Origin of the sequence: Marivibrio halodurans, from assembly GCF_017963645.1 — a bacterium.
GTDB classification, from domain to species: domain Bacteria; phylum Pseudomonadota; class Alphaproteobacteria; order UBA8366; family Aestuariispiraceae; genus Marivibrio; species Marivibrio halodurans.
Window position 1 is genome coordinate 24,364 of the sequence record NZ_JAGMWN010000010.1, and the last position, 24,323, is coordinate 48,686.

The 24,323-nt window shown below is 68.1% G+C and carries 24 protein-coding genes; 15 read left to right on the plus strand and 9 right to left on the minus strand.

What is annotated here, in order from left to right:
* Nucleotides 1-23 precede the first annotated feature (23 nt).
* From KAJ83_RS16715 to KAJ83_RS16740, 6 genes are all read left to right on the plus strand, one after another.
* Nucleotides 24-1,391: an ABC transporter substrate-binding protein gene (locus KAJ83_RS16715; RefSeq protein WP_210683256.1), complete on the plus strand. Its 1,368-nt coding sequence runs from the start codon at nt 24-26 to the stop codon at nt 1,389-1,391.
* A 131-nt stretch (nt 1,392-1,522) separates the two neighbouring features.
* Nucleotides 1,523-2,404 carry a branched-chain amino acid ABC transporter permease gene (locus tag KAJ83_RS16720; protein ID WP_210683257.1) on the plus strand — a complete coding sequence of 294 codons (882 nt, stop codon included), beginning with the start codon at nt 1,523-1,525 and terminating at the stop codon, nt 2,402-2,404.
* A complete protein-coding gene (locus tag KAJ83_RS16725) occupies nt 2,401-3,384 on the plus strand; it encodes a branched-chain amino acid ABC transporter permease (RefSeq protein WP_210683258.1) in 984 nt (327 codons plus the stop codon). Before KAJ83_RS16720 ends, KAJ83_RS16725 begins: the two co-directional genes overlap by 4 nt.
* Complete coding sequence (locus KAJ83_RS16730; protein WP_246484765.1) at nt 3,372-4,136, plus strand: ABC transporter ATP-binding protein; 765 nt, start codon at nt 3,372-3,374, stop codon at nt 4,134-4,136. Before KAJ83_RS16725 ends, KAJ83_RS16730 begins: the two co-directional genes overlap by 13 nt.
* Nucleotides 4,137-4,184: 48 nt before the next feature.
* Nucleotides 4,185-4,889 (plus strand): ABC transporter ATP-binding protein, encoded by a 705-nt coding sequence (locus KAJ83_RS16735; protein WP_210683259.1) that lies wholly within the window; start codon nt 4,185-4,187, stop codon nt 4,887-4,889.
* A gap of 113 nt (nt 4,890-5,002) precedes the next feature.
* A complete protein-coding gene (locus KAJ83_RS16740) occupies nt 5,003-7,297 on the plus strand; it encodes an ATP-binding protein (RefSeq protein WP_210683260.1) in 2,295 nt (764 codons plus the stop codon).
* Here KAJ83_RS16740 and KAJ83_RS16745 read toward each other — a convergent pair.
* Complete coding sequence (locus KAJ83_RS16745) at nt 7,278-7,808, minus strand: hemerythrin domain-containing protein (RefSeq protein WP_210683261.1); 531 nt, start codon at nt 7,806-7,808, stop codon at nt 7,278-7,280. The two genes, KAJ83_RS16740 and KAJ83_RS16745, sit on opposite strands and share 20 nt — an antisense overlap.
* 208 nt (nt 7,809-8,016) lie before the next feature.
* Between KAJ83_RS16745 and ccoN the strand changes: the two genes are divergently transcribed.
* The 8 genes from ccoN to ccoS are packed head-to-tail and all read left to right on the plus strand — an operon-like array spanning nt 8,017 to nt 16,183.
* Complete coding sequence (ccoN, locus tag KAJ83_RS16750) at nt 8,017-9,666, plus strand: cytochrome-c oxidase, cbb3-type subunit I (RefSeq protein WP_210683262.1); 1,650 nt, start codon at nt 8,017-8,019, stop codon at nt 9,664-9,666.
* A 15-nt stretch (nt 9,667-9,681) separates the two neighbouring features.
* The gene (gene ccoO, locus KAJ83_RS16755) at nt 9,682-10,413 is read left to right on the plus strand and encodes a cytochrome-c oxidase, cbb3-type subunit II (RefSeq protein WP_210683263.1); all 732 of its coding nucleotides are present in this window, start codon (nt 9,682-9,684) and stop codon (nt 10,411-10,413) included.
* Nucleotides 10,414-10,460: 47 nt separating this feature from the next.
* Nucleotides 10,461-10,622, plus strand: a complete 162-nt coding sequence (locus KAJ83_RS16760; protein WP_210683264.1) for a cbb3-type cytochrome oxidase subunit 3 — start codon at nt 10,461-10,463, stop codon at nt 10,620-10,622.
* On the plus strand, nt 10,615-11,487 hold the full coding sequence (gene ccoP, locus KAJ83_RS16765) for a cytochrome-c oxidase, cbb3-type subunit III (protein ID WP_210683265.1): 873 nt from the start codon (nt 10,615-10,617) through the stop codon (nt 11,485-11,487). The genes KAJ83_RS16760 and ccoP overlap by 8 nt, the downstream gene beginning before the upstream one ends.
* Before the next feature lie 31 nt (nt 11,488-11,518).
* Nucleotides 11,519-13,117: a cytochrome c oxidase accessory protein CcoG gene (ccoG, locus tag KAJ83_RS16770; RefSeq protein WP_210683266.1), complete on the plus strand. Its 1,599-nt coding sequence runs from the start codon at nt 11,519-11,521 to the stop codon at nt 13,115-13,117.
* A 5-nt stretch (nt 13,118-13,122) separates the two neighbouring features.
* Nucleotides 13,123-13,605 (plus strand): FixH family protein, encoded by a 483-nt coding sequence (locus tag KAJ83_RS16775; RefSeq protein WP_210683267.1) that lies wholly within the window; start codon nt 13,123-13,125, stop codon nt 13,603-13,605.
* Between the two features lie 44 nt (nt 13,606-13,649).
* Entirely contained in the window at nt 13,650-15,944 is a 2,295-nt protein-coding gene (locus tag KAJ83_RS16780; RefSeq protein WP_210683268.1) for a heavy metal translocating P-type ATPase, read from the plus strand.
* Nucleotides 15,941-16,183 carry a cbb3-type cytochrome oxidase assembly protein CcoS gene (gene ccoS / locus KAJ83_RS16785; RefSeq protein ID WP_210683269.1) on the plus strand — a complete coding sequence of 81 codons (243 nt, stop codon included), beginning with the start codon at nt 15,941-15,943 and terminating at the stop codon, nt 16,181-16,183. The genes KAJ83_RS16780 and ccoS overlap by 4 nt, the downstream gene beginning before the upstream one ends.
* 5 nt (nt 16,184-16,188) lie before the next feature.
* Here the strand turns inward: ccoS and cobW are convergent, their stop codons facing one another.
* Genes cobW through KAJ83_RS16805 form a run of 4 tightly spaced genes read right to left on the minus strand, consistent with a single transcriptional unit; the run spans nt 16,189 to nt 19,354 of the window.
* Complete coding sequence (gene cobW / locus KAJ83_RS16790) at nt 16,189-17,247, minus strand: cobalamin biosynthesis protein CobW (protein WP_210683270.1); 1,059 nt, start codon at nt 17,245-17,247, stop codon at nt 16,189-16,191.
* A 52-nt stretch (nt 17,248-17,299) separates the two neighbouring features.
* Entirely contained in the window at nt 17,300-17,863 is a 564-nt protein-coding gene (gene cobU, locus KAJ83_RS16795; RefSeq protein ID WP_210683323.1) for a bifunctional adenosylcobinamide kinase/adenosylcobinamide-phosphate guanylyltransferase, read from the minus strand.
* A gap of 5 nt (nt 17,864-17,868) precedes the next feature.
* Nucleotides 17,869-18,462 (minus strand): hypothetical protein, encoded by a 594-nt coding sequence (locus KAJ83_RS16800; protein WP_210683271.1) that lies wholly within the window; start codon nt 18,460-18,462, stop codon nt 17,869-17,871.
* Nucleotides 18,428-19,354, minus strand: a complete 927-nt coding sequence (locus KAJ83_RS16805; protein WP_210683272.1) for an SDR family oxidoreductase — start codon at nt 19,352-19,354, stop codon at nt 18,428-18,430. The genes KAJ83_RS16800 and KAJ83_RS16805 overlap by 35 nt, the downstream gene beginning before the upstream one ends.
* Nucleotides 19,355-19,451: 97 nt before the next feature.
* Between KAJ83_RS16805 and KAJ83_RS16810 the strand changes: the two genes are divergently transcribed.
* Entirely contained in the window at nt 19,452-20,309 is an 858-nt protein-coding gene (locus KAJ83_RS16810; protein ID WP_210683273.1) for a tetratricopeptide repeat protein, read from the plus strand.
* Between the two features lie 30 nt (nt 20,310-20,339).
* Here KAJ83_RS16810 and gshB read toward each other — a convergent pair whose 3' ends face one another.
* The 4 genes from gshB to KAJ83_RS16830 form a co-directional block, all read right to left on the minus strand.
* Nucleotides 20,340-21,287, minus strand: coding sequence for a glutathione synthase (gene gshB, locus KAJ83_RS16815; RefSeq protein ID WP_210683274.1), 948 nt, complete (start codon nt 21,285-21,287; stop codon nt 20,340-20,342).
* A gap of 20 nt (nt 21,288-21,307) precedes the next feature.
* On the minus strand, nt 21,308-22,165 hold the full coding sequence (locus KAJ83_RS16820) for a SirB1 family protein (RefSeq protein ID WP_210683275.1): 858 nt from the start codon (nt 22,163-22,165) through the stop codon (nt 21,308-21,310).
* Nucleotides 22,162-22,905, minus strand: a complete 744-nt coding sequence (locus KAJ83_RS16825) for a BON domain-containing protein (RefSeq protein ID WP_210683276.1) — start codon at nt 22,903-22,905, stop codon at nt 22,162-22,164. The genes KAJ83_RS16820 and KAJ83_RS16825 overlap by 4 nt, the downstream gene beginning before the upstream one ends.
* Before the next feature lie 119 nt (nt 22,906-23,024).
* Nucleotides 23,025-24,320, minus strand: a complete 1,296-nt coding sequence (locus tag KAJ83_RS16830; RefSeq protein ID WP_210683277.1) for a heme biosynthesis protein HemY — start codon at nt 24,318-24,320, stop codon at nt 23,025-23,027.
* Nucleotides 24,321-24,323: the final 3 nt, after the last annotated feature.

The window sequence follows — 24,323 nt, forward strand, 5'->3', positions numbered from 1 at the left end:
TGGAACAGGAGGCACGAGAGACCATGACGACGTTCAAGGATCGCCGGCCCGCCGGCGGCAAGGCCAATACCACGGGAGCCGATACCACGGGACTCAAGGGCGCGGACACGAAACCGGCCAAGAGCGGGCCCAGCCGCCGCGGCGTGCTGGCCGGTCTCGGCGCGGCGGGCGCGCTGACGGCGATGCCCGGCTTCGTGCGCTATTCCCAGGCGCAGAGCGCGGAACCGATCAAGATCGGATTCCAGGTGCACCGCACCGGCATCGGCGCGGCCTATGGCCGCTGGTACGACCGCACCACCATGGCGGCGACGAAGCTGATCAACGATGCCGGCGGCATCAACGGCCGCCCGGTCGAGATCATCGCCGAGGATGACGGCACCGATCCCAAGCGCGGCGCCGAGGTGGTGGAGAAGTTCGCCACCCAGCACGGCTGCGACATCGCCTTCGGCACCCTGTTCAGCCATGTGGTGATCGGCTCCGCCCCGCGTGCGGGCGAGTTGAAGATTCCCTATTTCGTCGTCAGCGAGGGGCATCACGTCGCCTCCGGCATGCTGAACCGCTATACGCTGCAACCCGGCATCACCGATGTGAAAAGTCAGGTGATCGCGATGGCGCCCTGGGTGTCGGACAATCTCGGCAAGAAGGTCACGATGATCTTCCCCGACTTCGCCTTCGGCCATAACCACCGCGATTTCTTCACCGAGGCGATGGCGGCCCAGGGCGGCGAGGTGATCGAGCAGATCGCGATCCCGCCGACGGAAAGCTCCTTCTTCAAGTATTTCCCAAAGATCCCGAGCGAGACCGAGGTGCTCTACCACGTCATGGTCGGCCCGGGCGTGCTGACCTTCGTTAAGGAGATGGGGGAGTTCTACGGCTCCAACCGGCCGGAGATTTTCGGCTTCATCGACAGCCTGGAGGCGGTCGACATCACCAGCCCGGGGCTGGAGTTCCTCGACGGCACCTATCTGTGGGAAGGCAATCCGCGTCAGGCCCAGGCCGATCAGTCGGAACACGACAAGTTCTATCGCGAGGCGGTGGGCGTGGATGCCCGCGGCGCCAGCGTGGACGATCCCAAGGACGTCTCCACCTATGCCCATATGTTCGGCTGCTGGGAGACGCTCAACATCGTCAAGGTCGGCATGGAAGCTTGCGGCTATTCCGGCACCAAGGATCGCGGCGCGCTGATTGAGGCGGTCGAGGCCATGAAGGACATGCCGGAAAGCCGGGCCCATCCGCAGGGCGCCAAGGTCTTCAACGGCAAGACCCACCAGGTCTTCGGCCATCAGTTCATCAGCCAGGTCCAGGGTGCCGATCTCGTGAAGGTGCATACCACGCCGATCGAGGCCGGCTATTACGAGGACGAGGTCGACTATACGACCCAGCCGCTCTAGCGCGGCAAGGCCGTCCGACGCCCGGCCCCGGCCTTCCCCCTCCCTGATGCGGAGCGGGCGGTCGGGGCAGGGCGGTCGCGCAGCCACCTCTTCTCCGCTTCCCTCTTCGACCGACCCGAGCATCGTCGCCCATGGATTTCGGCCCCTATTTCCTGCTCGCCTCGCTGGAGGGTGCCGTCGGCGCCGCCGTCCTGGCGGTCACCGCGCTTGGCCTGTCGCTGGTCTTCGGCGTCATGCGCATCGTCAATGTCGCGCATGGCGAGTTCTTCATGCTGGGCGCGGTCATCGCCTGGTGGGTGGCGAGTCTTATCGGCATTCATCCGGCGGTCGGATTCCTGGCGGCCCTGGTGGTAAGCCCGCTCGTCGTCGGGTCGGTCGCGATCCTGGCGGAACGCACGGTGTTGAGCCGCCTGCACTACGACCCGGAAGCGACCATCGTCGCCACCATCGGCATGCTCTACGTCATCCAGCAGGCGGTGCTGATGACCTATGGGCCGGAGGCGCGGCCGGTGCAACCGCCCTTCGATTTCCGTATCCAACTGCCCTGGTTCGGTTATTCGGCCTATAAGCTGTTCGTGATCCTGGCCGCCGTCGTCTTGCTGCTGGCGGTCTGGTGGGGACTGACCCGCACCCGGCTCGGGCTGATGATGCGCGCGACCCAGATCGACCGGGAGACCGCGCGTGCCTTCGCGATCCCCGTAGACCGCGTCTATGCCGGGGTGTTCGCGGTGGGCGCGGCGCTGGCGGCCCTGGGCGCGGTCCTGGTCGTGCCGGTTCAGCAGGCGCATTACCTGATGGGGCACGATCCGCTGCTGCTCTCCTTCATCACGGTGATCATCGGCGGGCTGGGCAGTCTGCGTGGCACGGTGCTGGCGGCCGTCATCATCGGGATGAGCGACGGGATCATCTCCGTCTTCTTCTCGCCGACGCTGGCCAAGATCATCGCCACGCTGGCGGTCGCCATGGTGCTGGTCGCCCGCCCGCAGGGCCTGTTCGGGGAGCGCGCGCCGTGAGCGAAAGCACAGCCGTCCTCTCTACCCCGCCCGCCGCGCCGCCGACGGCCCGGATTCTCGGCCTGCACCTGGGTGTCCTGGCGGTGCTGTTCGCGCTACATTTCGTGCTGCCGGATTATCACCATATCAGCCTGTCGCGGATCATGGTGCTGGCCTGTTTCGCCATGGGCTACAATCTGGCCTTCGGCTATTCCGGGCTGCTCAGCCTCGGCCATGCGATGTTCTTCGCCGCCGGGCTCTACGCCGCCGGGCTGGTGGCGCAGTTCGCCGATATCGCGGCGCCGGGCGGTTTCCTGATCGGGGTCGCGGCGGCGGCCCTGGTGGCGCTGACGCTGGGGGCGATCGCGCTGCGCACCGGCGGGGTCTCCTTCATGATCGTGACCCTGATGTTCGCGCAGGCGGTGTTCCTGATCATCTATTACTTCGGGACCTATACGCGCGGCGACGAGGGCTTCGTGGTGCCGGATGCGATGCGCGTCCTCCTCGGTCTCGACCTCGCCGATCCGACGGTGCGCTACATGACGGCGCTGGCGCTCTTCGCGGCCTGCCTGATGGGCTCCTTGGCGCTGGCGCGCTCCAATCTCGGCCGCGTGCTGATCGCGATCCGCGAGAACGAGGATCGCGCGCGGATGCTGGGCTACGACGTCTATCGCTACAAGCTGACGGCGCTGACGCTTTCCGCCGTGATGGCGGGGGCGGCGGGGGCGGCCTATGGGCTGCTGTTCGGCTATGTCGGGGCCAGCTTCGCCTCGATCCAATATTCGATCTATCCCCTGCTCTGGGTATTGATGGGCGGGGCCGGCACGGTGCTGGGGCCGTTCCTCGGCACGGTATTGATGTTCTATCTGGTCGATCTGACCAGCGCGGCGACCACCGCCTATCTGTTGGTGGTGGGGCTGGTGCTGATCGCGCTGATCCTGTTCTTCCCCAAGGGTATCCTCGGCACCGTGCGGGAGCGGTATCTGCCATGGCTGCCGTGAGCGGAACCGAGATGGGGCGGGAGCCCGAGCTGCTGCTGGAGACGCGCGGCCTGAGCCGGCATTTCGGCGGGCTGACGGCGGTAGACGGGGTCGATTTCCAGTTGCGCCGGGGGGAGGTGCGCGCGCTGATCGGTCCGAACGGCGCGGGCAAGACCACCTTCGTCAGCCTGCTGTCCGGCCGCATCCGGCCGAGCGCCGGCGCCATCGCCTTCGAGGGGCGGGACGTCACCCGCCTCAAGGCGCACGCCCGTGTCGCGCGCGGCATCGCCTATACCTTCCAGATCACCAGCGTCTTCCAGGCCTTGAGCGCGCGGGAGAACGTGATGCTGGCGGTGCAGCGGCGCCTGACGCGCGGCCTGTTCGGGCCCAGCCATGCATCCCTTGCCGCGGAGGCGGACAGCGCGCTTGCCCGCGTCGGGCTGGCCGGGCGCGCGGACGAGGCGTCGGGTAATCTAAGCTACGGCCATCAGCGCCTGCTGGAGGTGGCGATGGGCCTCGGCATGCGCCCGCGCCTGCTGATCCTGGACGAGCCGACCCAGGGTCTTTCCGACGAGGAGGTGGCCGCCTTCATCGCCCTGATCCGGGAGCTTTCGGAAAGCGCGACTGTCCTGTTGATCGAGCACAACATGCATGTGGTGATGGGGCTGGCCGACCGGATCACGGTGCTGGATCGCGGCCGCGTGCTGGCCGAGGGCGCGCCGGAGGCGATCCGCGCGGACGAGGCGGTGCAACGCGCCTATCTGGGCGGTTGAACATCTGGTCGGTTGACGTCTGATCGGGTGAAGGGGGAGTTTGAGGCGATGTTGCGGGTAAGCGGCCTCGATTGCGGCTATGGGCGCACGCCGGTGCTGCGCGATTTCGCCTTGAGCGTCGAGGCGGGCGAGATCCTCTGCCTGCTGGGTCGCAACGGCGCGGGCAAGACGACCGCGATGAAGGCGATCATGGGGTTGCTGACGCCCAGCGCCGGCACGGTCGAGATCGACGGCGTCGATATCGCGCGCCTGCCGGCGGAGGCGGCGCCGCGCCACGGCCTCGGCTATGTGCCGCAGGGGCGGCGGCTCTTCGCGGACCTGACGGTGGCGGAGAATCTGGAGATCGGTCTGATGGCGGGCCACGGGCCGGAGGGGCCGCGGCGCGAGTCGGCGCTGGAATTGTTCCCCGTGCTGCGCGAGCGCCTGGACCAGCGCGCGGGCACGCTGTCCGGGGGGGAGCAGCAGATGCTGGCGATCGCCCGCGCGCTTTGCCTGGAGCCGAAGGTCCTGTTGCTGGACGAGCCGACGGAGGGTCTGATGCCCGCCATGATCGCGCGTATCCGCGCGGTCGTCACCGCGCTGAAGGGGCAGGGCGTGGCGATCCTGCTGGTCGAGCAGCGGGTCGACGCGGTGATCGAGATCGCGGACCGTGTCCTCTTCGTCGAGAACGGACGGGCACGCGATACCTTACCCGCCGCCGCGCTCAAAAACCGGCCCGATCTGCTGGAGCGTTATGTCGGGGTGGGCGACTGACCGCCGAAAGTCCGGCTTTTCATCTTAAAGGTTTGGCAAGAACCCGGCCCTATGGTGCGCCGCGCTATGCGGGGCCGGATTGGTCGTGTCCCCGCGTGTGTGGGACGAAGACCATGACCGACAAGACCACGGGTTATCCGAAAAATATTTATCCCGCCCTGGCGATCGGCGTCAGCTTCGCGGTCGCGATGACGCTGGCCGGGCTGGTCGGCGGTATAGGAAAGGGCGGGGTCGGGGAGCGTGCCGGGGCGTGGATCGATGTCCTGTCCGGATTCATCGCATCCCACAGCGTGCTGCGCGACGGCCTCCTGGGCCTTATGGTCCTGGTGCTTTTCGGCGTGGTCGTTTTCCTGCTCCACCGGATCGACCGGATGCACCGTCTCCATCAGGGGGCGCTCGCCCATGTGGAGGCGCTCTACGAGAATTCGCCGGACGGTACCATCAGTGTCGATGCCGAGGGGCGGATTCTGCGCTGCAACGACGCAACCGTCGCGATGCTCGGCTACCCCCGGCGGGAACTGATCGGCCGTCCGGTCGACAGCCTTGTCCCGGCGGAGGCGCGCGGCCGGCACGAAGGTTTGCGCCGCGGGTTCTTCGCCGGGAGCGAGAACCGGCTCATGCGGCCGGAGAAGCCCGTGGTAGCGCTTGCCCGCGACGGTCGCCGGCTGCCGGTGGATATCAGCCTGTGCCGCGCCCGCACGCCGGATGGCGAGGTGGTCATCGCCACCATGCGCGATGTCAGCCAGCAGCAGCGGATGGTCGAACGGTTGACGGAGGCGACCCGCGCGGCGGAGATCGCCAATCGCACCAAGTCCGATTTCCTGACCAGCGTCAGCCGCGAGATCCGCGCGCCGCTCAACGGCGTTCTGGACATGATGACGTTGATCGAGCGCGAGCCCCTGTCGCGTTCCGTGCGCGAGAAGGTGCGCAGCGCGGAGGAATCCGGTGCTTTTCTCCTGGCGCTCATCAATCAGCTTGAGGATTTCGCCGCCATAGAGGCGGGACATGTCGAGATGCGCGAGGAAGCGTTCGATCTTACCGCGATGCTCGACGGGTTGCATGCGATGTTCTCGCCGCCCGCGCGGGAGAAGGGTCTCAACCTCGATATCCGCGCGGTGCCGTCCGATCCGCCCACGCTGATCGGTGACTACACCCATATCCGGCAGGTGATCTTCAATCTCCTCGGCAATGCGGTCAAATTCACCGATACCGGGAGCGTGCGGCTGGAGACGACGCTCAGCCTGTCCGACGGGGCCGATGCCGGCATGTTGAGCTGCACCGTGCGCGACAGCGGCCCGGGAATCGCCGCCGGCGCGGTTAATACCATCTTTGAGAGGTTCGCCCAGACGGAGGAGGGGCGTAAGCGTGGCGGCACCGGTCTCGGCCTCAGCATCTCCCGGGATCTGGCGGAGCGCATGGGAGGGCATCTTACCGTGACCTCCACCCCGGGTGTCGGCAGTCTCTTTACCCTGACCCTGCCGATCCGGCGTGCCAACGGAAGCGCGCTCCGCCCCGTCGATGGCGAGACCGACGCCAAGCCCGAGGCGCCCAGTACTTCGCCCAGTACTTCGCCCAATACTTCGCCAACCACATCGCCGGTCGATTCTTGCGCCAGACCGTTGCGAATCCTGGTGGCGGAGGACAATAGCGTCAATCAGGTCGTCATTGCCTCCATCCTGCGGCGGGAAGGGCACGACGTCGAGGTGGTCAATGACGGACGCCTGGCGCTCGACCGCGTCGGCGCGGCCGAGGCCGGGGACGAATCCGGCCTCGATATTTTGCTGATGGATATCCGGATGGCGGAAATGGACGGTCTTGCCGCTACCCGGGCGATCCGCGGGATCGGCGTTCCGGCGGAACGCCTGCCGATCATCGGTCTGACGGGACAGGACGATCCGGACGCGCACGCGCGCTATGTGGAGGCCGGCATGCAGGACGTGCTGACGAAGCCGTTGCGGGTGGCCGACCTGCGCGAGGCCATCGCCCGGAACATGCCCGCAGCCGTTCCGTCCATGCACGTCGCGTCCGGCCGGGATGCGGAGGACGCCGCGACCCTGATCGACCGGAATATCGTCGATCAATTGATCGAGACGCTTCCGACCGACCGGATGCGCGCCCTGATGGCGCGTTTGGGCGGCGAGACGGATCGCCTCGCCGCCATCCTGCGTGCGCCGGAGAGCGATCTCGGGGCCCGGCGGGCGGCGGCGCACGAATTACGCGGCATGCTGGGGAATTATGGGCTCGACGCGGCGGCGCTGTGCGCGGCGCGGTTCGAGCGCGTCGGGATGAGCCGGAACGAGCGGGAGAAGGAAGCCGCGCGTCTGGTCATGCTCGCCCTGCGCGGCATCACGGCGATCGAGGCGTTGCTGGACGCGCCCGCCGATGCCTCTACCGGGTCGGCGCGATAGCCGCGGACCCGACCGAGGGGCCGAGCAGCATGTCTCGTTCGACCGCGACCTGACGGCGCAGATTACCGAACAGCCCGCGCAGCATGTAGCCGGTCGCCTCCTTCTCGGCCCGGCCGGTGCACAGACCCCATTCCATGAGGACCTCGGCGACTTCCTCGGCGAAGCCCTCGTCCTCGCGGTGCTCGTGTGAAAGCCGGGCCAGCATGTCCTCTATCCGGGGTGTGGCGCCGAGCCGCGCCCGGACGGCGGGAAACAGGCGATCCTCCTCGAAGCGATGGGCGGCCCGGAGCGCCGGGACCAAAATCCGCGCGATGCCGAGGCATTCGGCGATGTCGATCCCGTCGGGTAGCGAATCCGCGATCCGCTCCAGCCGGTCGCACAGGCTCAATAGGCGGGCATGGTGTCCCTGCGTCACCTCGACGATATCGTCCCATCGCGCGCCTGGCAGGGTTGGCGGAATCGGGATTTCCGCCCGGTGAAAGTGGTGCTCCGGCTCGCCCTGCGTCGTCATGGTCGGTGTTTCCTCGAACGCTATGGCCTCGAACGGTCCGAAATTGAGCGTCGTCGCCCTGGCCTTTCCATCCAACCGGCCTTTCCACCCAAAATGTCGCGGCTGGCGACGGCGTTCGTTGATCTCGATCAAGGACGGCATCGGAAACCGGCGGCATGGTCGGATCGCTCCGGGCCATGTCCGGCCCCGACGATGCGAGGTGGAGACAATGAACCAAGCTGCTCAGGTGATCGCCGTGGCCGCGGCGGCGCTGCTCGCGCTGTTCGGCGCGGCGCTCGGCCGCGATCCGCTCTTCCAGGCCCATGCCTGGATTCTGTTCTTCGTGCTGGTCGCGGCATCCTATCTGCTGCTTCAGCGCAAGCCGGCGGAGGCCGCGGCCATCCCGTTCAAGGGAGCGACCACGAAATCCGGGGACGCCGTGTCGGCGGCACCGGCCTATCTGGACGGGCCGATCCGCTATGGCGCGGTCGCGACGGTGTTCTGGGGAATCGCCGGGTTCCTGGTCGGCGTGGTGATCGCCGCCCAACTGGCTTGGCCGAACCTGAACCTCGAACCCTATCTGAATTTCGGCCGGCTGCGTCCGCTGCACACCTCGGCGGTGATCTTCGCCTTCGGCGGCAACGCGCTGATCTGCACCAGTTTCTGGGTGGTGCAGCGGACCAGCCGCCAGCGGCTGTTCGGCGGCGATCTCGCGTGGTTCGTCTTCTGGGGTTATCAGCTCTTCATCATCATGGCGGCGACGGGCTATCTGCTCGGCGTCACCCAATCGCGCGAATATGCGGAGCCCGAATGGTACGTCGATCTCTGGCTGACCATCGTGTGGGTCGCCTATCTGGTCGTCTTCCTCGGCACCATCATGACCCGGCGCGAGCCGCATATCTATGTCGCCAACTGGTTCTATCTCAGCTTCATCGTGACCGTCGCGATGCTGCATGTGGTGAATAATCTGGCGCTGCCGGTCTCGCTGATGGGGGTGAAGAGCTATTCCCTCTTCGCCGGGGTGCAGGATGCGCTGACCCAATGGTGGTACGGGCATAACGCGGTCGGCTTCTTCCTGACGGCCGGGTTCCTCGGCATGATGTACTATTTCATGCCGAAGCAGGCGGAGCGGCCGGTCTATAGCTACCGCCTCTCCATCGTCCATTTCTGGTCGCTGATCTTCCTCTACATCTGGGCCGGGCCGCATCACCTGCATTATACCGCGTTGCCGGACTGGGCGCAGACGCTGGGCATGGTGTTCTCGGTCATGCTGTGGATGCCCAGCTGGGGCGGCATGATCAACGGGCTGATGACCCTGTCCGGCGCCTGGGACAAGGTGCGCACCGATCCGCTCATCCGCATGATGGTGATCGCGCTCGCCTTCTACGGCATGTCGACCTTCGAGGGGCCGATGATGTCGATCAAGTCGGTCAACTCGCTCAGCCACTATACCGACTGGACCATCGGGCACGTGCATTCCGGCGCGCTCGGCTGGGTCGGCATGATCAGCTTCGCGGCGATCTACTATCTCGTGCCGAAGCTTTGGGACCGCAGCCGGCTCTACAGCCTGCGCATGGTCAACTGGCACTTCTGGCTCGCGACGCTGGGCATCGTGATCTACGCGGCCGTCATGTGGGTCTCCGGCATCACCCAGGGCCTGATGTGGCGGGAATACGACCAGGAAGGCTTCCTCGTCTATTCCTTCGCCGAGACGGTGGCCGCCATGCATCCCTACTACGCGATGCGGGTCTTCGGCGGGCTGCTCTATCTGGCGGGCGCCCTCGTCATGGCCTTCAACATCTACCAGACCATCCGCGGCCGGCAACGCCAGGAGCGCCCGCTCGTCACCGCCGCCACCGCCGCGCAGCCGGCCGAGTAAGGGGAGCATCGACCCATGGCCCTCATGGACAAGCATCAGATCCTGGAGAAGAACGCGTCCCTGCTTCTCGTCTTCTCCTTCCTGGTGGTGACGATCGGCGGCATCGTGGAGATCGCCCCGCTCTTCTACATCGACAACACGGTCGAGAAGGTGGAGGGCGTGCGGCCCTACTCCCCGCTCGAACTCAAGGGGCGCGAGGTCTATGTGCGCGAGGGGTGCTATCTCTGCCATTCGCAGATGATCCGCCCCTTCCGGGACGAGACCGAGCGTTACGGCCATTACTCGCTGGCGGCGGAGTCGATGTACGACCATCCGTTCCAGTGGGGCTCGAAACGCACCGGGCCGGATCTGGCACGCGTCGGCGGGCGCTATTCCAACGCCTGGCACGTGCAGCATCTGACCGACCCGCAGTCGGTGGTGCCGGAATCGGTGATGCCGCGCTACGGCTTCCTGGCCGGTCAGGAGATCGACCCAAGCCTGATCGCCGAGACGTTGAGGACCAACCGCGCGGTCGGCGTGCCCTATAGCGACGAGATGATCAAGCAGGCGGCCGCCGATCTGGCGGCGCAGGCCGACCCCAATGCCGATACCTCCGGCGTGACGGGGCGCTATCCCAAGGCCGTGACCGGCGATTTCGACGGCGATCCGAAGCGGCTGACCGAGATGGATGCCCTGATCGCCTACTTGCAGATGCTCGGCACGCTGGTCGATTTCGAGGCCTATCAGGCCGACGCCTTCGTGCGCTGAAACCGCCCGTCCGAGGCCCCGAGGCCCGAGGCTCTAGGAGCGAGACCATGGACTACGAAACCTTCCGGCATTTCGCCGACAGTTGGGGGTTGCTCTATCTGGTGATCCTGTTCGTCGGGATCGTTGCCTTCACCTTCCGCCCCGGTGGCTCGAAGGCGGCCCGGAACGCGGCCCATATCCCGTTCGAGCGTGGAGAGAACGATGAGTGACAAGCCCCATGTGGACGAAATCTCGGGCGTCGAGACCACCGGTCACGAGTGGGACGGCATCCGCGAATTGAACAATCCCCTGCCGCGCTGGTGGGTGTGGATCTTCTACGCCACGATCGTCTTCTCGATCGGCTATGCGATCTACTATCCCTCCATCCCGCTGTTGAACGACTTCACCAAGGGCGTGGGCGGTTATTCCAGCCGGGCCGAGCTCAATCAGGAACTCGACGCGGCGGCGGCGGCCAAGGCGGGGCTTCTGGCACGCCTCGCGGAGACCGACGTCACCGAGATTCCCTCGGACCCGGAGCTGATGCGCTTCGCGGTCTCCGGCGGGGCGGCGGCCTATCGGGTCAATTGCTCGCAATGCCACGGATCGGGCGCGCAGGGCGGCTTCGGCTATCCCAACCTGAACGACGACGCCTGGCTGTGGGGCGGCGATCTGCAATCGCTCTACACCACGATCGCGCACGGCATTCGCTTCGAAACGGACGACCAGACCCGCTATTCCGAAATGCCGGCCTTCGGGCGGGACGGGATCCTGGACCGCCAGCAGATCAAGGCGCTGGCGCTCTATGTCCGCTCGCTCGCCGGCCTGGATGACGGCTGGGTGGACGCCGGGGAGACCGAGCAGAGCTTCCTCGACAACTGCGCCGCCTGCCATGGCGAGGACGGCAAGGGCATGGCGATGATGGGCGCGCCGAACCTGACCGACGCGATATGGCTCTATGGCAGCGAGACCGACCAGATCATCCGCCAGATCAGCGAGCCCCGTCACGGCGTCATGCCGGCCTGGGGCGACCGGTTGGGCGATGTGACGGTCAAGCAGCTTACCCTCTATGTCCATCAGTTAGGCGGTGGCGAGTAACCCGCCCCCTTCTCAAGATGCGAGACGTGCCATGAGCACAGCCGATTCAGCCGCCGATCGTGCCGCCGGCGACCCCGTTTCGCGGAGCGGCGGCCCCGACCGCTACGATGTCGAGCCGGTCAACCGCCGCGACCGGCAACAGCCCCTCTACGCGCCGAAGAAGAAGATCTATCCGAAGCGCGCGGAGGGGTATTTCCGGCGGCTGAAATGGCTGATCATGGCCGTCACGCTGACGATCTATTACGTTACCCCCTGGCTGCGCTGGGATCGGGGGGAGTTCGCGCCCGATCAGGCGGTCCTGATCGACCTGATGAACCGGCGCTTCTATTTCTTCATGATCGAGATTTGGCCGCAGGAATTCTACTATGTGGCCGGCATGCTGGTGATGGCGGGAATCGGGCTGTTCCTCGTCACCAGTTCGGTCGGGCGGGCTTGGTGCGGCTATGCCTGTCCGCAGACGGTGTGGGTCGATCTCTTCATCTGGGTCGAGCGGCTGGTGGAGGGCGACCGCAACAAGCGCATGCGCCTCGACCAGCAGCCCTGGGGGCCGGGCAAGATCGCCAAGCGCGTGGTGAAGCACGGCATCTGGCTCGCCATCGCGGTGGCGACCGGGGGCGCCTGGATCTTCTATTTCGCCGACGCGCCGACGCTCTTCACCGACCTGTTCACCGGCGAGGCGGCCGGCATCGCCTATTCCACCGTCGCGGTCCTGACCTTCACCACCTATACGCTGGGCGGTCACATGCGCGAGCAGATCTGCACCTATATGTGCCCCTGGCCGCGCATTCAGGGGGCGATGCTGGACGAGAACTCGCTGACCGTCACCTATAACGACTGGCGGGGCGAGCCGCGCTCGCGCCATCAGAAGAAATCGGCGCATGAGGGCCGGGTCCTCGGGGATTGCGTCGACTGCAATGCCTGCGTCGCCGTCTGTCCGATGGGCATCGACATCCGCGACGGCCAGCAGCTGGAGTGCATAACCTGCGCGCTGTGCATCGACGCCTGCGATTCGGTGATGGGGAAACTCGGCCGGCCGGGTGGGTTGATTTCCTACGCCACGCTCAACGACTACAACGCCAATATGGCGTTGGCGAAGGATTCGGCCGGGCGGATCGACCCCGCGCGCGTGCGCCGGGCGGACGGCACGCTCTCCGACGCGGTGCGGCACACCACCTGGCGCTCGATCATGCGGCCGCGCACATTGATCTATTTTCTGGTCTGGGCGGCCATCGGTCTGTTCATGGTCTGGCATGTGTCGGCCCGCGAACGCCTGGACCTCAACGTCCTGCACGATCGCAATCCGCAGTTCGTCCAGCTTTCCAACGGCGATGTGCGCAACGGCTACACCATCAAGATCCTGAACATGATGCCGGAGCCGCGCACCCTGCGCCTGACGGTCGAGGGGCTGCCCGGCGCCCTGATGACCATGCCGGGGGCGGGTGACGCGCCGCGCCGGGCGATCTTCCTCGACGCCCGGCCGGACCAGCTTCGCGCGCAGCGCATATTCGTGCAGGCTGATCCGGATCAAACCGGCGCCGGCGATCACGGAATACGGTTCCGCATTCATGACGTCTTCGGGTCCGAGGACGCGTCCTACGAGGCGAGCTTCGTCGCCGGTGATGGGAGATAACGGCCATGTTGCGATCGATCTTCGCGCCCGCGCGCTTCACCGGCTGGCACATGGCGGGGGTGCTCGGCCTCTTCTTCGGGACGATCATTCTGGTGAACGCGACGCTGGCGATCTTCGCGAGCGGTACCTGGACCGGCCTCGTGGTCAAGAATTCCTATGTCGCGAGCCAGCATTTCAATGAAAGCATGGCGGCGGCCGAGGAACAGGCCGCGCTCGGCTGGAGCGGCCGTCTCGCCCTGCATGGGAACCGGTTGGAGTTCCGCCTGACGGATGCCGACGGCGCCCCGGTGGCGGTGGAACGCGTGGTCGCCAGCCTCGGCCGGCCGGCGCATGAGGGGGCGGATCACGACGTGCTCCTCGCGCCGCTCGGCGACGGCGCGCATGGCGCCACCGACGTGCTGGCGCCCGGCCCCTGGAAAGCCGATTTGGTCGCCGATCTGCCGGGCGGCGGCGTGTGGCGCATGCGCTATCGCTTCACGGCCAAGTAGACCGGGCCGAGTTCGGCCGCGATCCGGAAAGGACGGTTCCGCAGATGAGTTGTTGCCTGCCGACCAGCGAGAGCGCCGCCGGCGCCGCCGCGCCCCCGCGCGAGGCGGTGCTGGCCGCCAGCCGCGACCTGGGCGACGGCACGATCGAAAGCCATTTCGCCGTCCCGGCGGTCCATTGCGGCGGCTGCATCCGCGCGGTCGAGGGGGCGGTCGGCGCCCTGGCGGCGGTGCGGACCGCGCGCCTCAACCTCTCGACCAAGCGGCTCGCCGTTACCTGGAGCCGTGAGGCGGCCGATCCGGCGGCGGTCTTCGTGGCGCTCGACCGGCTCGGCTATGCCGCCCATCCGGTGGAGGCGGAGAGCGCGGAGGGCGATCCGACGCTGAAGCGCCTGATCCTGCAACTCGGCGTCGCGGGCTTCGCGGCGGGCAATATCATGTTGTTGTCCGTTTCCGTCTGGTCGGGGGCGGAAGGGACGACGCGCGATCTGTTCCACTGGATATCGGCCCTGATCGCGATTCCAGCGGTCGCCTTCTCCGGTCAGGCCTTCTTCCGGCCGGCGGCGGCCGCGCTCGCGCGGGGGCGGCTGACGATGGACGTGCCGATCGCGCTCGCCGTGCTGCTGGCCGTGGGCCTCAGCCTGTTCGAGACCATGACCCATGGGGCGGAAGCCTATTTCGACGCATCGGTCAGTCTGCTTTTCTTCCTGCTGATCGGCCGGACGCTGGACCATGTGATGCGGGAACGCGCGCGCAGCGCGGCCTCCGCGCTCGCCCGGATGACGCCGCGCGGTGCGCGCGTCGTACTGGCGGACGGCACGCGTGTCTGGCGCCCGCTGTCGGAAATCGCGGTGGGCGACCGCCTCGTCGTCGCGGCGGGGGAACGCGTGCCGGTCGATGCCCGCGTCGTGGATGGCGCGGGCGAGGTCGATTGCGCCATCGCCACGGGCGAGAGCCTGCCCGTCGCGGCGCGCGAGGGCACGCGCCTGCCCGCCGGTGCCCTCAATCTGAGCGGGCCCTTGACGCTGGAGGCGGAAAAGCCCGCCGCGCGGTCCTTCCTGGCCGAGATGACGGCGATGCTGGAAGCGGCGGAGAGCGCCAATCCCCGCTTTCGCCGCATCGCCGACCGGGCGGCGGCGATCTATGCCCCGGCGGTGCATCTGGCGGCCTTGCTCACCTTCCTCGGCTGGGGTGTCCTGGGCGGGGACTGGTATCTCGCGATCAAGATCGCGATCGCGGTGCTGATCATCACCTGTCCCTGCGCGCTCGGCCTCGCGGTGCCGATCGTCCAGGTGGTGGCGGCCGGGCGTCTGTTCCGTCACGGCATCCTGGTGCGCGACGGCGCGGGGTTGGAGCGGTTGGCCGAGATCGACCGTGTCGTGCTCGACAAGACGGGCACGCTGACCGTGGGGCGGCCGCGTCTGTTGAGGGCGGAGGCCGTGCCGGACGACACGCTGGCATTGGCCGGTGCCCTGGCGGCGGGCAGCCGACACCCCTATTCGATGGCGATCCGCGCGGCGGCGGTGGCGCGCGGTCTCGACGTCCCCGAGCGGTTAGGCGAGCGATTGGAGGATATGCGGGAGGAGGCGGGCCAGGGCCTGACCGCCCATCGCGCGGACGGCGCCGTCCTGCGCCTCGGGCGGCCGGGCTGGGCGGCGCCCGGCGCGCCGGAGGAAGGCGACGAGGCGAGCGTGCTGCTCTCCCTCGACGGACGGGTTCTCGCCCGATTCGCCTTCGAGGATGCGCCGCGTCCCGGCGCGGCCGGGGCCGTCGCCTGGCTGGAGGCGCGCGGCGTCATGCCGGAAATCCTGTCCGGTGACCGGCCGGGTCCCGTCGCGGCGACCGCGCGGACGCTTGGGGCCGCGCGCTGGCGCGCGGGTCTGACCCCGGCGGGGAAGATCGACCATATCCGCGCCCTTCAGGCGGCGGGGCACCGGGTGCTGATGGTCGGCGACGGCATCAACGACGCACCCGCGATGAGCGCGGCCGACGCCGCCATCGCCCCCGGCACGGCCGCCGACATCGGTCGGCGCGCGGCCGGGTTCGTCTTCCTGCATGAGGGGTTGGAGGCGGTGCCCATCGCGATCCGCGTCGCGCGTCGGGCGAAGCGATTGGTTTTCCAGAACTTCGCCCTGGCCGCGCTCTATAACATGATAGCCGTGCCGCTGGCGGTGGCGGGCCATGCCAGCCCGCTGGTGGCGGCGCTGGCCATGTCGGGATCCTCCATCCTGGTGGTCGCCAACGCGCTGCGGCTTGATCCGCGGTCGGTGGACCGGCGCGATCCGGCGTCACGGTCGGATGAGACCGCCCGGCGGGCCGGCCTCGCGGAGGTGCGGCCGTGAACCACCTCGTCCTGCTGATTCCGGCGGCGTTGCTGCTTGGCCTGCTCGGCCTCGCGGCGTTTCTCTGGTCCCTCAAATCCGGTCAGTACAACGACCTGGACGGCGCCGCCTGGCGCGCTATCACGGACGAGGAGGAGGACCGGACGGCCGGGCCGGCGGCTGGTCCGGCGGCTGGGCCGGCGGCTGGGCCGGCGGACGGGGACGAGAGGCCCGCGCGGGATCGCGCGCGCGGCGGCTGAAAAGTCTATTCCGCCGCCGCCGAGGCTTCCTCCTCTCCCCGGATCGTCGCCTCGATCGCCGCGCGGTCCAGGCCGGTGCGTCCGATCACCACGATCTCCGACCGCCGCGCCTCGTCCGTGCGCCAGGCCCGGTCGAAATAGCGTTGCAGGCGCGGTCCGACTCCCTGGATCACCTCGCGCCGCTCCGCGTCCGGCCGGTCCAGGAAGCCCTTGATGCGCAGGATGTCGTGGGCGGCGACGGCCGCGCCGATCCGTCGTTCCAGCGCGCCCACATCCTCGATCGCGGGCAGGCGCATGGAGAAACTCTCGAAATCGTCATGGTCGTGGTCGTCGCCGACATCGTCATGATGGCTCGGCCGCGCGTCGAGGTCGGATTCCGCCGCCGCGCCGAGGCCCAGCAGCACCGCCGGATCGACCGCCGCGTTGCTGGCCCGCACGGTGCGCACGCCCGCGCGCAGCTTGGCGGCCAGATCGGCCGACAGCGCCTCCATCGCGTCCGCCGCCAGCAGGTCGGTCTTGTTCAGCACCACCATGTCGGCGCAGGAAAGCTGGTCCTCGAACACCTCCTCAAGCGGGTTCTCGTGGTCGAGCGCCGGGTCGGCCTCGCGCTGGGCCTGGACGGCGGCCTCGTCCTCGGCGAACTGACCGGCGGCGAGCGCGGCGGCATCCACCACCGTGATCACGCCGTCGACCGTCACCCGCGCGCGCACCTCCGGCCAGGAGAAGGCCTTCACCAGTGGTTTCGGCAGGGCCAGGCCGGACGTCTCGATCAGGATATGCTCCGGCGGTTCCGGCCGGGCCAGGATGGCCTCGATGGCGGGCAGGAAATCGTCGGCGACGGTGCAGCAGATACAGCCATTGGCAAGCTCGACCACATCCTCTTCGTCGCAGCCCTCGATTCCGCAGCCCAGCAGCAATTCCCGGTCGATGCCCAGATCGCCGAACTCGTTGATCAGGAAGGCGAGGCGGCGGCCCCGGCTATTCTCGATCATATGCCGGATCAGGCTGGTCTTGCCCGCGCCGAGAAAGCCGGTGACGACGGTCGCCGGAATTCGCTGTGCCATTTGCTGTTCACTCCACCTTTATCGCCGGCCGGCGGCTCGATGCCGACCGCGTCTATCCCTTCATCCGCAGGGCGAGGCCCGCGGCCATGAACTCCACCCGGTCGGCCATGGCCGCCACCTGCTGGTGCAGCCGCCCGGCCTCGTCCCGGAAAGCCCGGGCGAGCGCATTGTCCGGCACGATGCCGAGGCCGACTTCGTTGGAAACGACCGCGATGGGCCCGGCCGCGTCCTCGCGCGCGACGGTCAGCGCCGCGATCAGATCGGCGCCCGCCGCCTCCACGTCATAGTCCGCCAGCATCAGGTTGGTGACCCACAGGGTCAAGCAATCGACCAGCAGGACGGTGTCCGGCGCGGCCGCCGCCGCGATCGCCTCGGGCAGGTCCAGCGGCGCCTCGCGGGCACGCCAATGGGGGCCGCGCTCCGCCTTGTGGGCCTCGATCCGCGCGCGCATTTCCGCGTCGTGCGCCTGGGCCGTCGCGATATAGATGGGCGTCAGGCCGCGTGTCGCGTGCGCTTCTTCCGCGATCGCGATCGCGCGGGCGGTCTTGCCGCTGCGCGCGCCGCCCAGCAGGAAATGCGTGCCGCGTGCAAGCGGCTCCGGGGTCGGCCAATCCATTTCGCTCACGATCCCAATGTTCCGATCGCCGGCTGGCCCTGGATCCCGCCATCGACGACGCTCGGCCGATCCGCGCCGATCACGATCGCCTGGAAGACCAGCGCGCAGTTGACCGGCAGGTCGAAGGGCGCCACCTCGAATCCCCGCTCATGGACGCTCACGCCCGGGGGCGTATCCGGCGCGGGGCCGAAATGCTCGACATAGCGGGCGTCGATCATCCGCGCCCCGGCCGGGAAGGCGACGGTCAGCGGGCGCAGATGATCCCCCGCCGAAATCGATAGTCCGCCCCGGTTCATCACCGCCAGCCGCAGCAGGTACGCCTCCCCCTTGGCCTTCCCCATCGCCTTCGCGGCGTCCTCCAACATGGCGGCGAAGCTTCGGGCCAGTTCCGGGTTGGCCGCGCCCGCCGGCTCGCACACGAAATCGTAGCAGTAATCCCAGTCGAGCGGCGCATGGCGCGGCCGCTTGGCATAGCGCCACATCACCAGGAAGAAGCCGAGTACCAGCACGGCTCCGATCCACCATTGCGGCTCGCTCAGATGCTGCTGCAGCATCGCCCGGGCCCTAGTCCGGCCGTCCGGCCGGATGGTGGGACTCATTCTCGGCGGCCTGTTGGGCGGCCAGCCCCTCGCGATAGGTGGGGTAGGCGAGGCGCACGCCGAGCGCCCGCTTGATGCGGTCGTTCCGCACCCGCTTGTTGTCGCGATAGAAGCTGCGGGCCATGTCGGACAACTCGGCCGCGTCGAAGGGGATTTCCGGCGGCGGCTCCACCCCCAGAAGATCGCAGGCATGCGCGATCACGTCCTGGGGCGGCGCGGCCTCGTCGTCGCAGACATTATAGGCCGCCCCGGCTTCCGGCCGGTCGACGGAGGCCTCCAGCACGGCGGCGATATCCTCGACATGGATGCGGCTGAAGACCTGCCCCGGCTTGACGATGCGGCGGGCCCGGCCCTTGCGCACCGTGTCGAGGGCGCTGCGCCCCGGCCCGTAGATCCCGGCGAGGCGGAAGCGCATCACCGGCCCCAGATCGCCGAGCGTGTCCCATGCCCGTTCCGCGTCCACCCGGCGTTGGCCGCGCGCGCCGGTCGGCTCCAAGGCGCTGTCCTCGTCGACCCATCCGCCGTCCCGGTCGCCATAGACCCCGGTGGTGGAAAGATAGCCGATCCATTCATAGGGCGCGCCCGCCCGGATCGCGGGGCCCAGCGCCGCCAGCGCCGGGTCGCCGCCCTCGACCGCCGCCTCGCCCCGGCCCGGCGGGATGGAGGAGAGCAGATGCGTCGCGCGCGCGCAGGCCGCCTCCGCCCCCTCGAACGGCCGGCCCGGCGCCGCGCCGAGGTCGAGCACATGCGCGCGAATGCCTTCCGCCTCCAACCGGGCGGCCTTCTCCGGGGTGCGGCATGTCGCCTCGATCGCGAAGCCGCGCGCGCGCAGACGCGCCGCGAAGGCGGCCGCCGAGAAGCCATGGCCCAGGATCAACAGCGTCTTCGTCATGGCCTCGGGTCCGTTGGAATCCGGCGCGGACGGAATTCAGGGCGGGCACGCATCGCTCGGGCTTGCGCGCGAGCCTCGGGACGGCGACTTTAGGGCCATGTTCCGCGCCCCTCAACCCACCGTCCGCCGATCGTCTCGCCGCGCGCTCCTGCTCCCCGTCCTGCTGGTCACGGTGTTCGCGGCGCCCCCCGCCGTCGCCCAGCAGATCGAGACGCTGGAGGTGCGCGAATACGAAGCCTGCATGCAGCTCGTCAATATCGAGCCCGACCGGGCCTTCGAGCGCGCCCTGCAGATGCAGGATTCGGGCTTCGGCGCGCCGGCGCGGCATTGCGCGGCCGCCGCGCTGGCCGCCGGGGGCCATCACGAGGAGGCGGCCAAGCGGTTCGAGGCGCTGGCCGCCGACATGCCCGACAGCGCGCCCGCCAGCATCGTCGCCAATATCCTGGGACATGCGGGGATATCCTGGCTCGCCGCCGGGAAGCCGGGGCAGGCTTATTCAGTGCAGACGGCGGCCCTCGACCTCGCGCCGCGTTCGGCCGATATCCTGGTGGACCGGGCGATGACGCTGGACGAGTTGGATCGGCTATGGGAGGCGGTCGACGACCTCGACGCCGCGCTGGAGATCGATCCGGGGCGGGTGGATGCGCATGTGCTGCGGGCCTCGGCCTATCGTCAGCTCGATGTGCTCGACCTCGCGATGGAAAGCGTGAACCGCGCGCTGAAGCTGGAGCCCGACGATCCGGAAGGTCTGCTGGAACGCGGTATCATTCACCGACTGAACGGCGATCTCGACGCCGCGCGGGCCGATTGGATCAAGGTGATCGAACTGCATGACGGTCGCCCGGCCGCCGAGATGGCGCGGCGCAATCTCGACCGGCTGGATTTCGGCCCGCCGGAAGAGGACGGGACGCAAGACGGGCAGGCCGGAGAGAACCAGGCGGACCCGGCGGAGTGACGCGGCCCGCCCCCGTTATGGGGAATCCGTCTACAGCCGCCGCTCGATCGCGTCCCAGATTCGGGCTTCCAGGCAGGTTTCGTCGAAGCGGTTGACCTCCTGCAACCCGGTGGGCGAGGTCACGTTGATTTCCGTCAGATAGCCGCCGATCACGTCGATGCCGACGAAGATCAGGCCGCGCTCCTTCAGCATCGGGCCGATCGCCTCGCAGATTTCCAGATCGCGGGCGGTCATGACGTCCTTAACCGGCCTGCCGCCCACATGCATGTTCGACCGGCTCTCGCCCTTGGCCGGCACCCGGTTGATGGCGCCCACGGCCTCGCCGTCGATCAGGATCACGCGCTTGTCGCCCTGACGCACGGCGGGCAGGTATTTTTGCACCATGAAGGGTTCGCGCGGGAAGCCGATGGCGAACATCTCCAGCAGCGAGGCGAGGTTCTCGTCCCCCTCCTGCAACCGAAAGACCCCCGCCCCGCCATTGCCGAAGAGAGGCTTGACGATGATATCCTTGAACTCCTCCCGGAAGGCCTCGACATCCGCCTTGGAACTGGTGATCAGCGTCGGCGGCATGAATTGCGGGAACTGGGTGACCAGCAATTTCTCCGGCGCGTTGCGCACATGGGCCGGGTCGTTCACCACCAGCGTCCGGGGGTGGATATGCTCCAGGATATGGGTCGCGGTGATATAGCCCATGTCGAAGGGCGGATCCTGGCGCATCAGCACCACATCGACATCCGCGAGATCGAGAATGCGCGATTCCCCCAGGGTGAAATGATCGCCCTTCACCCGGCGCAGGCTCATCGGGCGGGCGTGGGCCCAGACCTTGCCGTCGCGGAAATTCAGATCGCGCGGTTGGTAGTGATAGAGCTGATAGCCGCGCTTCTCCGCCTCCAGGCCGAGGACGAAGCTGCTGTCGCCGTTGATATCGATGCTCTCGACCGGATCCATCTGGATCGCGACGCTTTTCTGGGTGCTCATTATGGGGGGTCCGGATTCCGTCAGTTGGTCTTTTGGCGCAGTTCGGCCAGCAATTCGGCCGCTTCGCGGCGTTGCGCCTCGCGGGTTTCGCGCTCGATATAGGTTTCGAGCGCGGCGATCGCCGTCCTGTGATTGCCGATATGGGCGTTCAGCAACCCCGCTTCCCGCCATAGGGTGGCGCGTTCCGGCGCGATGGTCAGCATGCCGTCGACGATCTCCGCGGCGCGGTCGACCTGCTGGCGCTGGATCAGGCGGAGCTTGAGGTTGTTCTGCAGGCGGAGCAGCACGTCCTTATCCGCCGCCGGTTCGTAATGGCGCTGGGAAAGCTCCGCGTCGGCGCCGAGCGTCGTCTTGAGCATGCCACGCAGGGAGGCCGCGTCGCGCGGGGCGCCGCCGTCGAAAGGGTCGATTACCCGGCGCTCCCCGCCGCTATCCACCCGGACCAGGAAATGACCGGGAAAGTCGAGGCCGACCGCGTCGATCCCCACCGCGCGCGCCAGCGTGATGTAAAGGATGCCGAGCGCCACCGGCAGCCCCTTCCGCCGGTCGATCACGCGAATCAGGTTCGCGTTCTGCAAATCGTCATAGGTCTCGTGATCGCCCTGATAACCGTGCAGGCCGTAGAGCACATGGGCGATCGCGTCGCAGGCCTCCGCCACGGGCAGCGAACCGGCCGGTGCGTCGCCCACGATCTCGCGGACATCGGCGGTCATGCGTTCGATATGCGCGCGGTAGGTATCGAGACGCGCCGCCGGCGCCTCGCCCGCCGCCAACGCCAGCGCGCCCAGACCAAGCGGCAGGCGCGCGTCCCGGCTGCGTCCGATATCGCGCAGGATCTGGCGGGCGGTTATATCCGTTTCAGTATCGGCAAGCGTCATTGCGAGGCTCCCGGATCGGGGGTCCCGTCGTCTTCCGCCCCATCCTGTTCCGCTTCCTGCTCGGCCAACGCCTCGAGGATGGAGGCGCGGCGCGGGCCGTCCTTCAACAGCATGTGGTTGACGATTCGCCGCACATTCGCGATCCGCCGCGCATGCGCCTGGACCCGGTCGATCTCCGCCCGGTTCTGGGCGATACCGAAGAGGTACAGCGTGCCGCCGACCGCCTCCAGATCGTAGTTCACGGCGCGAACCTTGCCGTCGAGTGTGATATCGGCGCGCAGTTCGCTGGTGATCCGCAGATCGTAGCTGGTATCGATCGTCCCGATGCCCTCGCCGATCAGGATCTCGTTGATGACATCGACGATCCCATCGGTCGCCCAGGCGACGCGCACCGCCTCCACCCGATCGTCCGCCTCCGGGACGATGCCGGTCAGTAGCACGCGACCCTCGTGAACCGATACGCCGACGCGGCGGAAGGTATCGAAACGATAATCCGCCAGTCGCTTCAGGATTGAAACCTCGTCCGACTTGTCGCTCAAGGATTGTTCGAGGCCCCGTTCCTCCATCGCGGCCGAGCCGGCCACGGCGCCCGCGCCGACCGCCACGCCCACCGGCGAGCACGCCCCCAGCGGCCCGGCAAGCAGGGCCATCAGGCAAAGGGTGGCAAGGCCCCGGGACAGATGCGCGGACAGACATGCCGGCGGGCGAGCGGAAAAGCGGTAGGGCGGGCGATGGATCATGGAACCGATACCGATCTTCGATACAACCATCCAGGAAAGTTAAACTAGGCGCGCCGTCGCGCCGCCGCAATCCACATGAACGGACCCGGTCTCATGAGGGTCTCATGACGGGGGGCGACTCACGCGGCCGCGGACTTGCCGACGGGCCCGTCCGGCGGATCGGTTTCGATGACCACGGAATGGGCGCCCTCCGCCTCCTCCGTCATGTCCGCGCCCTCAGCGTCGTGGGCGGGTTCGTCTCCGACGGCCTTGGCGAGCCAGGTCCGCGCCGCCTCCAGATCGCCGTGCTCCTCCTCCTCCAGCCGCGCCATCAGGCGGCAGACACGCGGGCTGGGCTCGCGTTCCGCGATCGGCTTCAGGTGACGGCGCGCATCGCCCCAGAGCTGCGCGTCCAGCGAGGTGACGGCCCGCGCCACATGGCTTTCCGGATGATCGGGCGCCTGCGCGGTCAGCTTCTCCATCCGTTTCACCTGACCCAGCGCGGTGGTGCCGGTCGGCGCCAGGTCGCGATAAAGCTCGGCCAGAAGCGGGTCCGGCTCGATATGCCAGGCATCCTCGACCAGCCGCTCCGCCTTGCGCGCCTTGCCCTCGTCGCGCAGCAGCGTCGCGGCCATCCGGATCGCCTCGATCGAGCCGGGATCGGCCTTGCGCGCCTGCTGGGCGGTTTTGAGAGCGGTGCGCGTCAAGCCGTCGCGGCGCTCCCGTCGCGCGCGTTCCATCAACAGCGCGGCGCGGCGACGCCCGATCTCGTCGGTCGGAATCGCACGCTCCTTCGCGGCCCGGTCGAGGGTTTCCAGCGCGGCGTCGGTCTGTCGGTGCTCGACCTGCAATTCCAGTAACTCGCGCAGCACCCAGGGCGTACCGGGCCGCAGGCGATAGGCGCGCTCGGCCATCTCCAGCGCGGCGGTGCGGTCGCCGGCCTTCAGCGCCTGGATCATCAGCCCGCGCACGCCCATGAAGGCGGTGTTGGGATCGTCCAGCATGCCCTCGAAATAGCGCCGCGCGGCGTCATCCTCGCCGTTGAGCTGCGCCGACTGGGCGGAGAGCAGCCGGGTCAGCGCCGGATCGTCGAGCAGGGCGTTCGCCCGCTTTGCCTGTCGCGCGGCCTCGTTCGCGTCGCCGGCGGCGGCCGCGACCAGCCCCTGGGTCAGGGCCTTGTAGCCCTTGGTCTGGCGGGTGCGGCGGCGATAGTCGCCGATGCGCCCGGGCAGGCGCACGATCCCCCGCCGGATACGGTCGCCGAAGGCGAGCAGCACCGCGAGTACCAGCATCGCCAGCACCAGGATGCCGACCGGCATGTCCGCGCGCCAGTCCTGGAATTGGATCGTGACGGCACCCGGATTGCTTACGAAATAAGCGACCAGCGCCCCGAGGATGCCGAGCTTGACGAGGAAGAAGAGCGCGCGTCCGGTCATGAT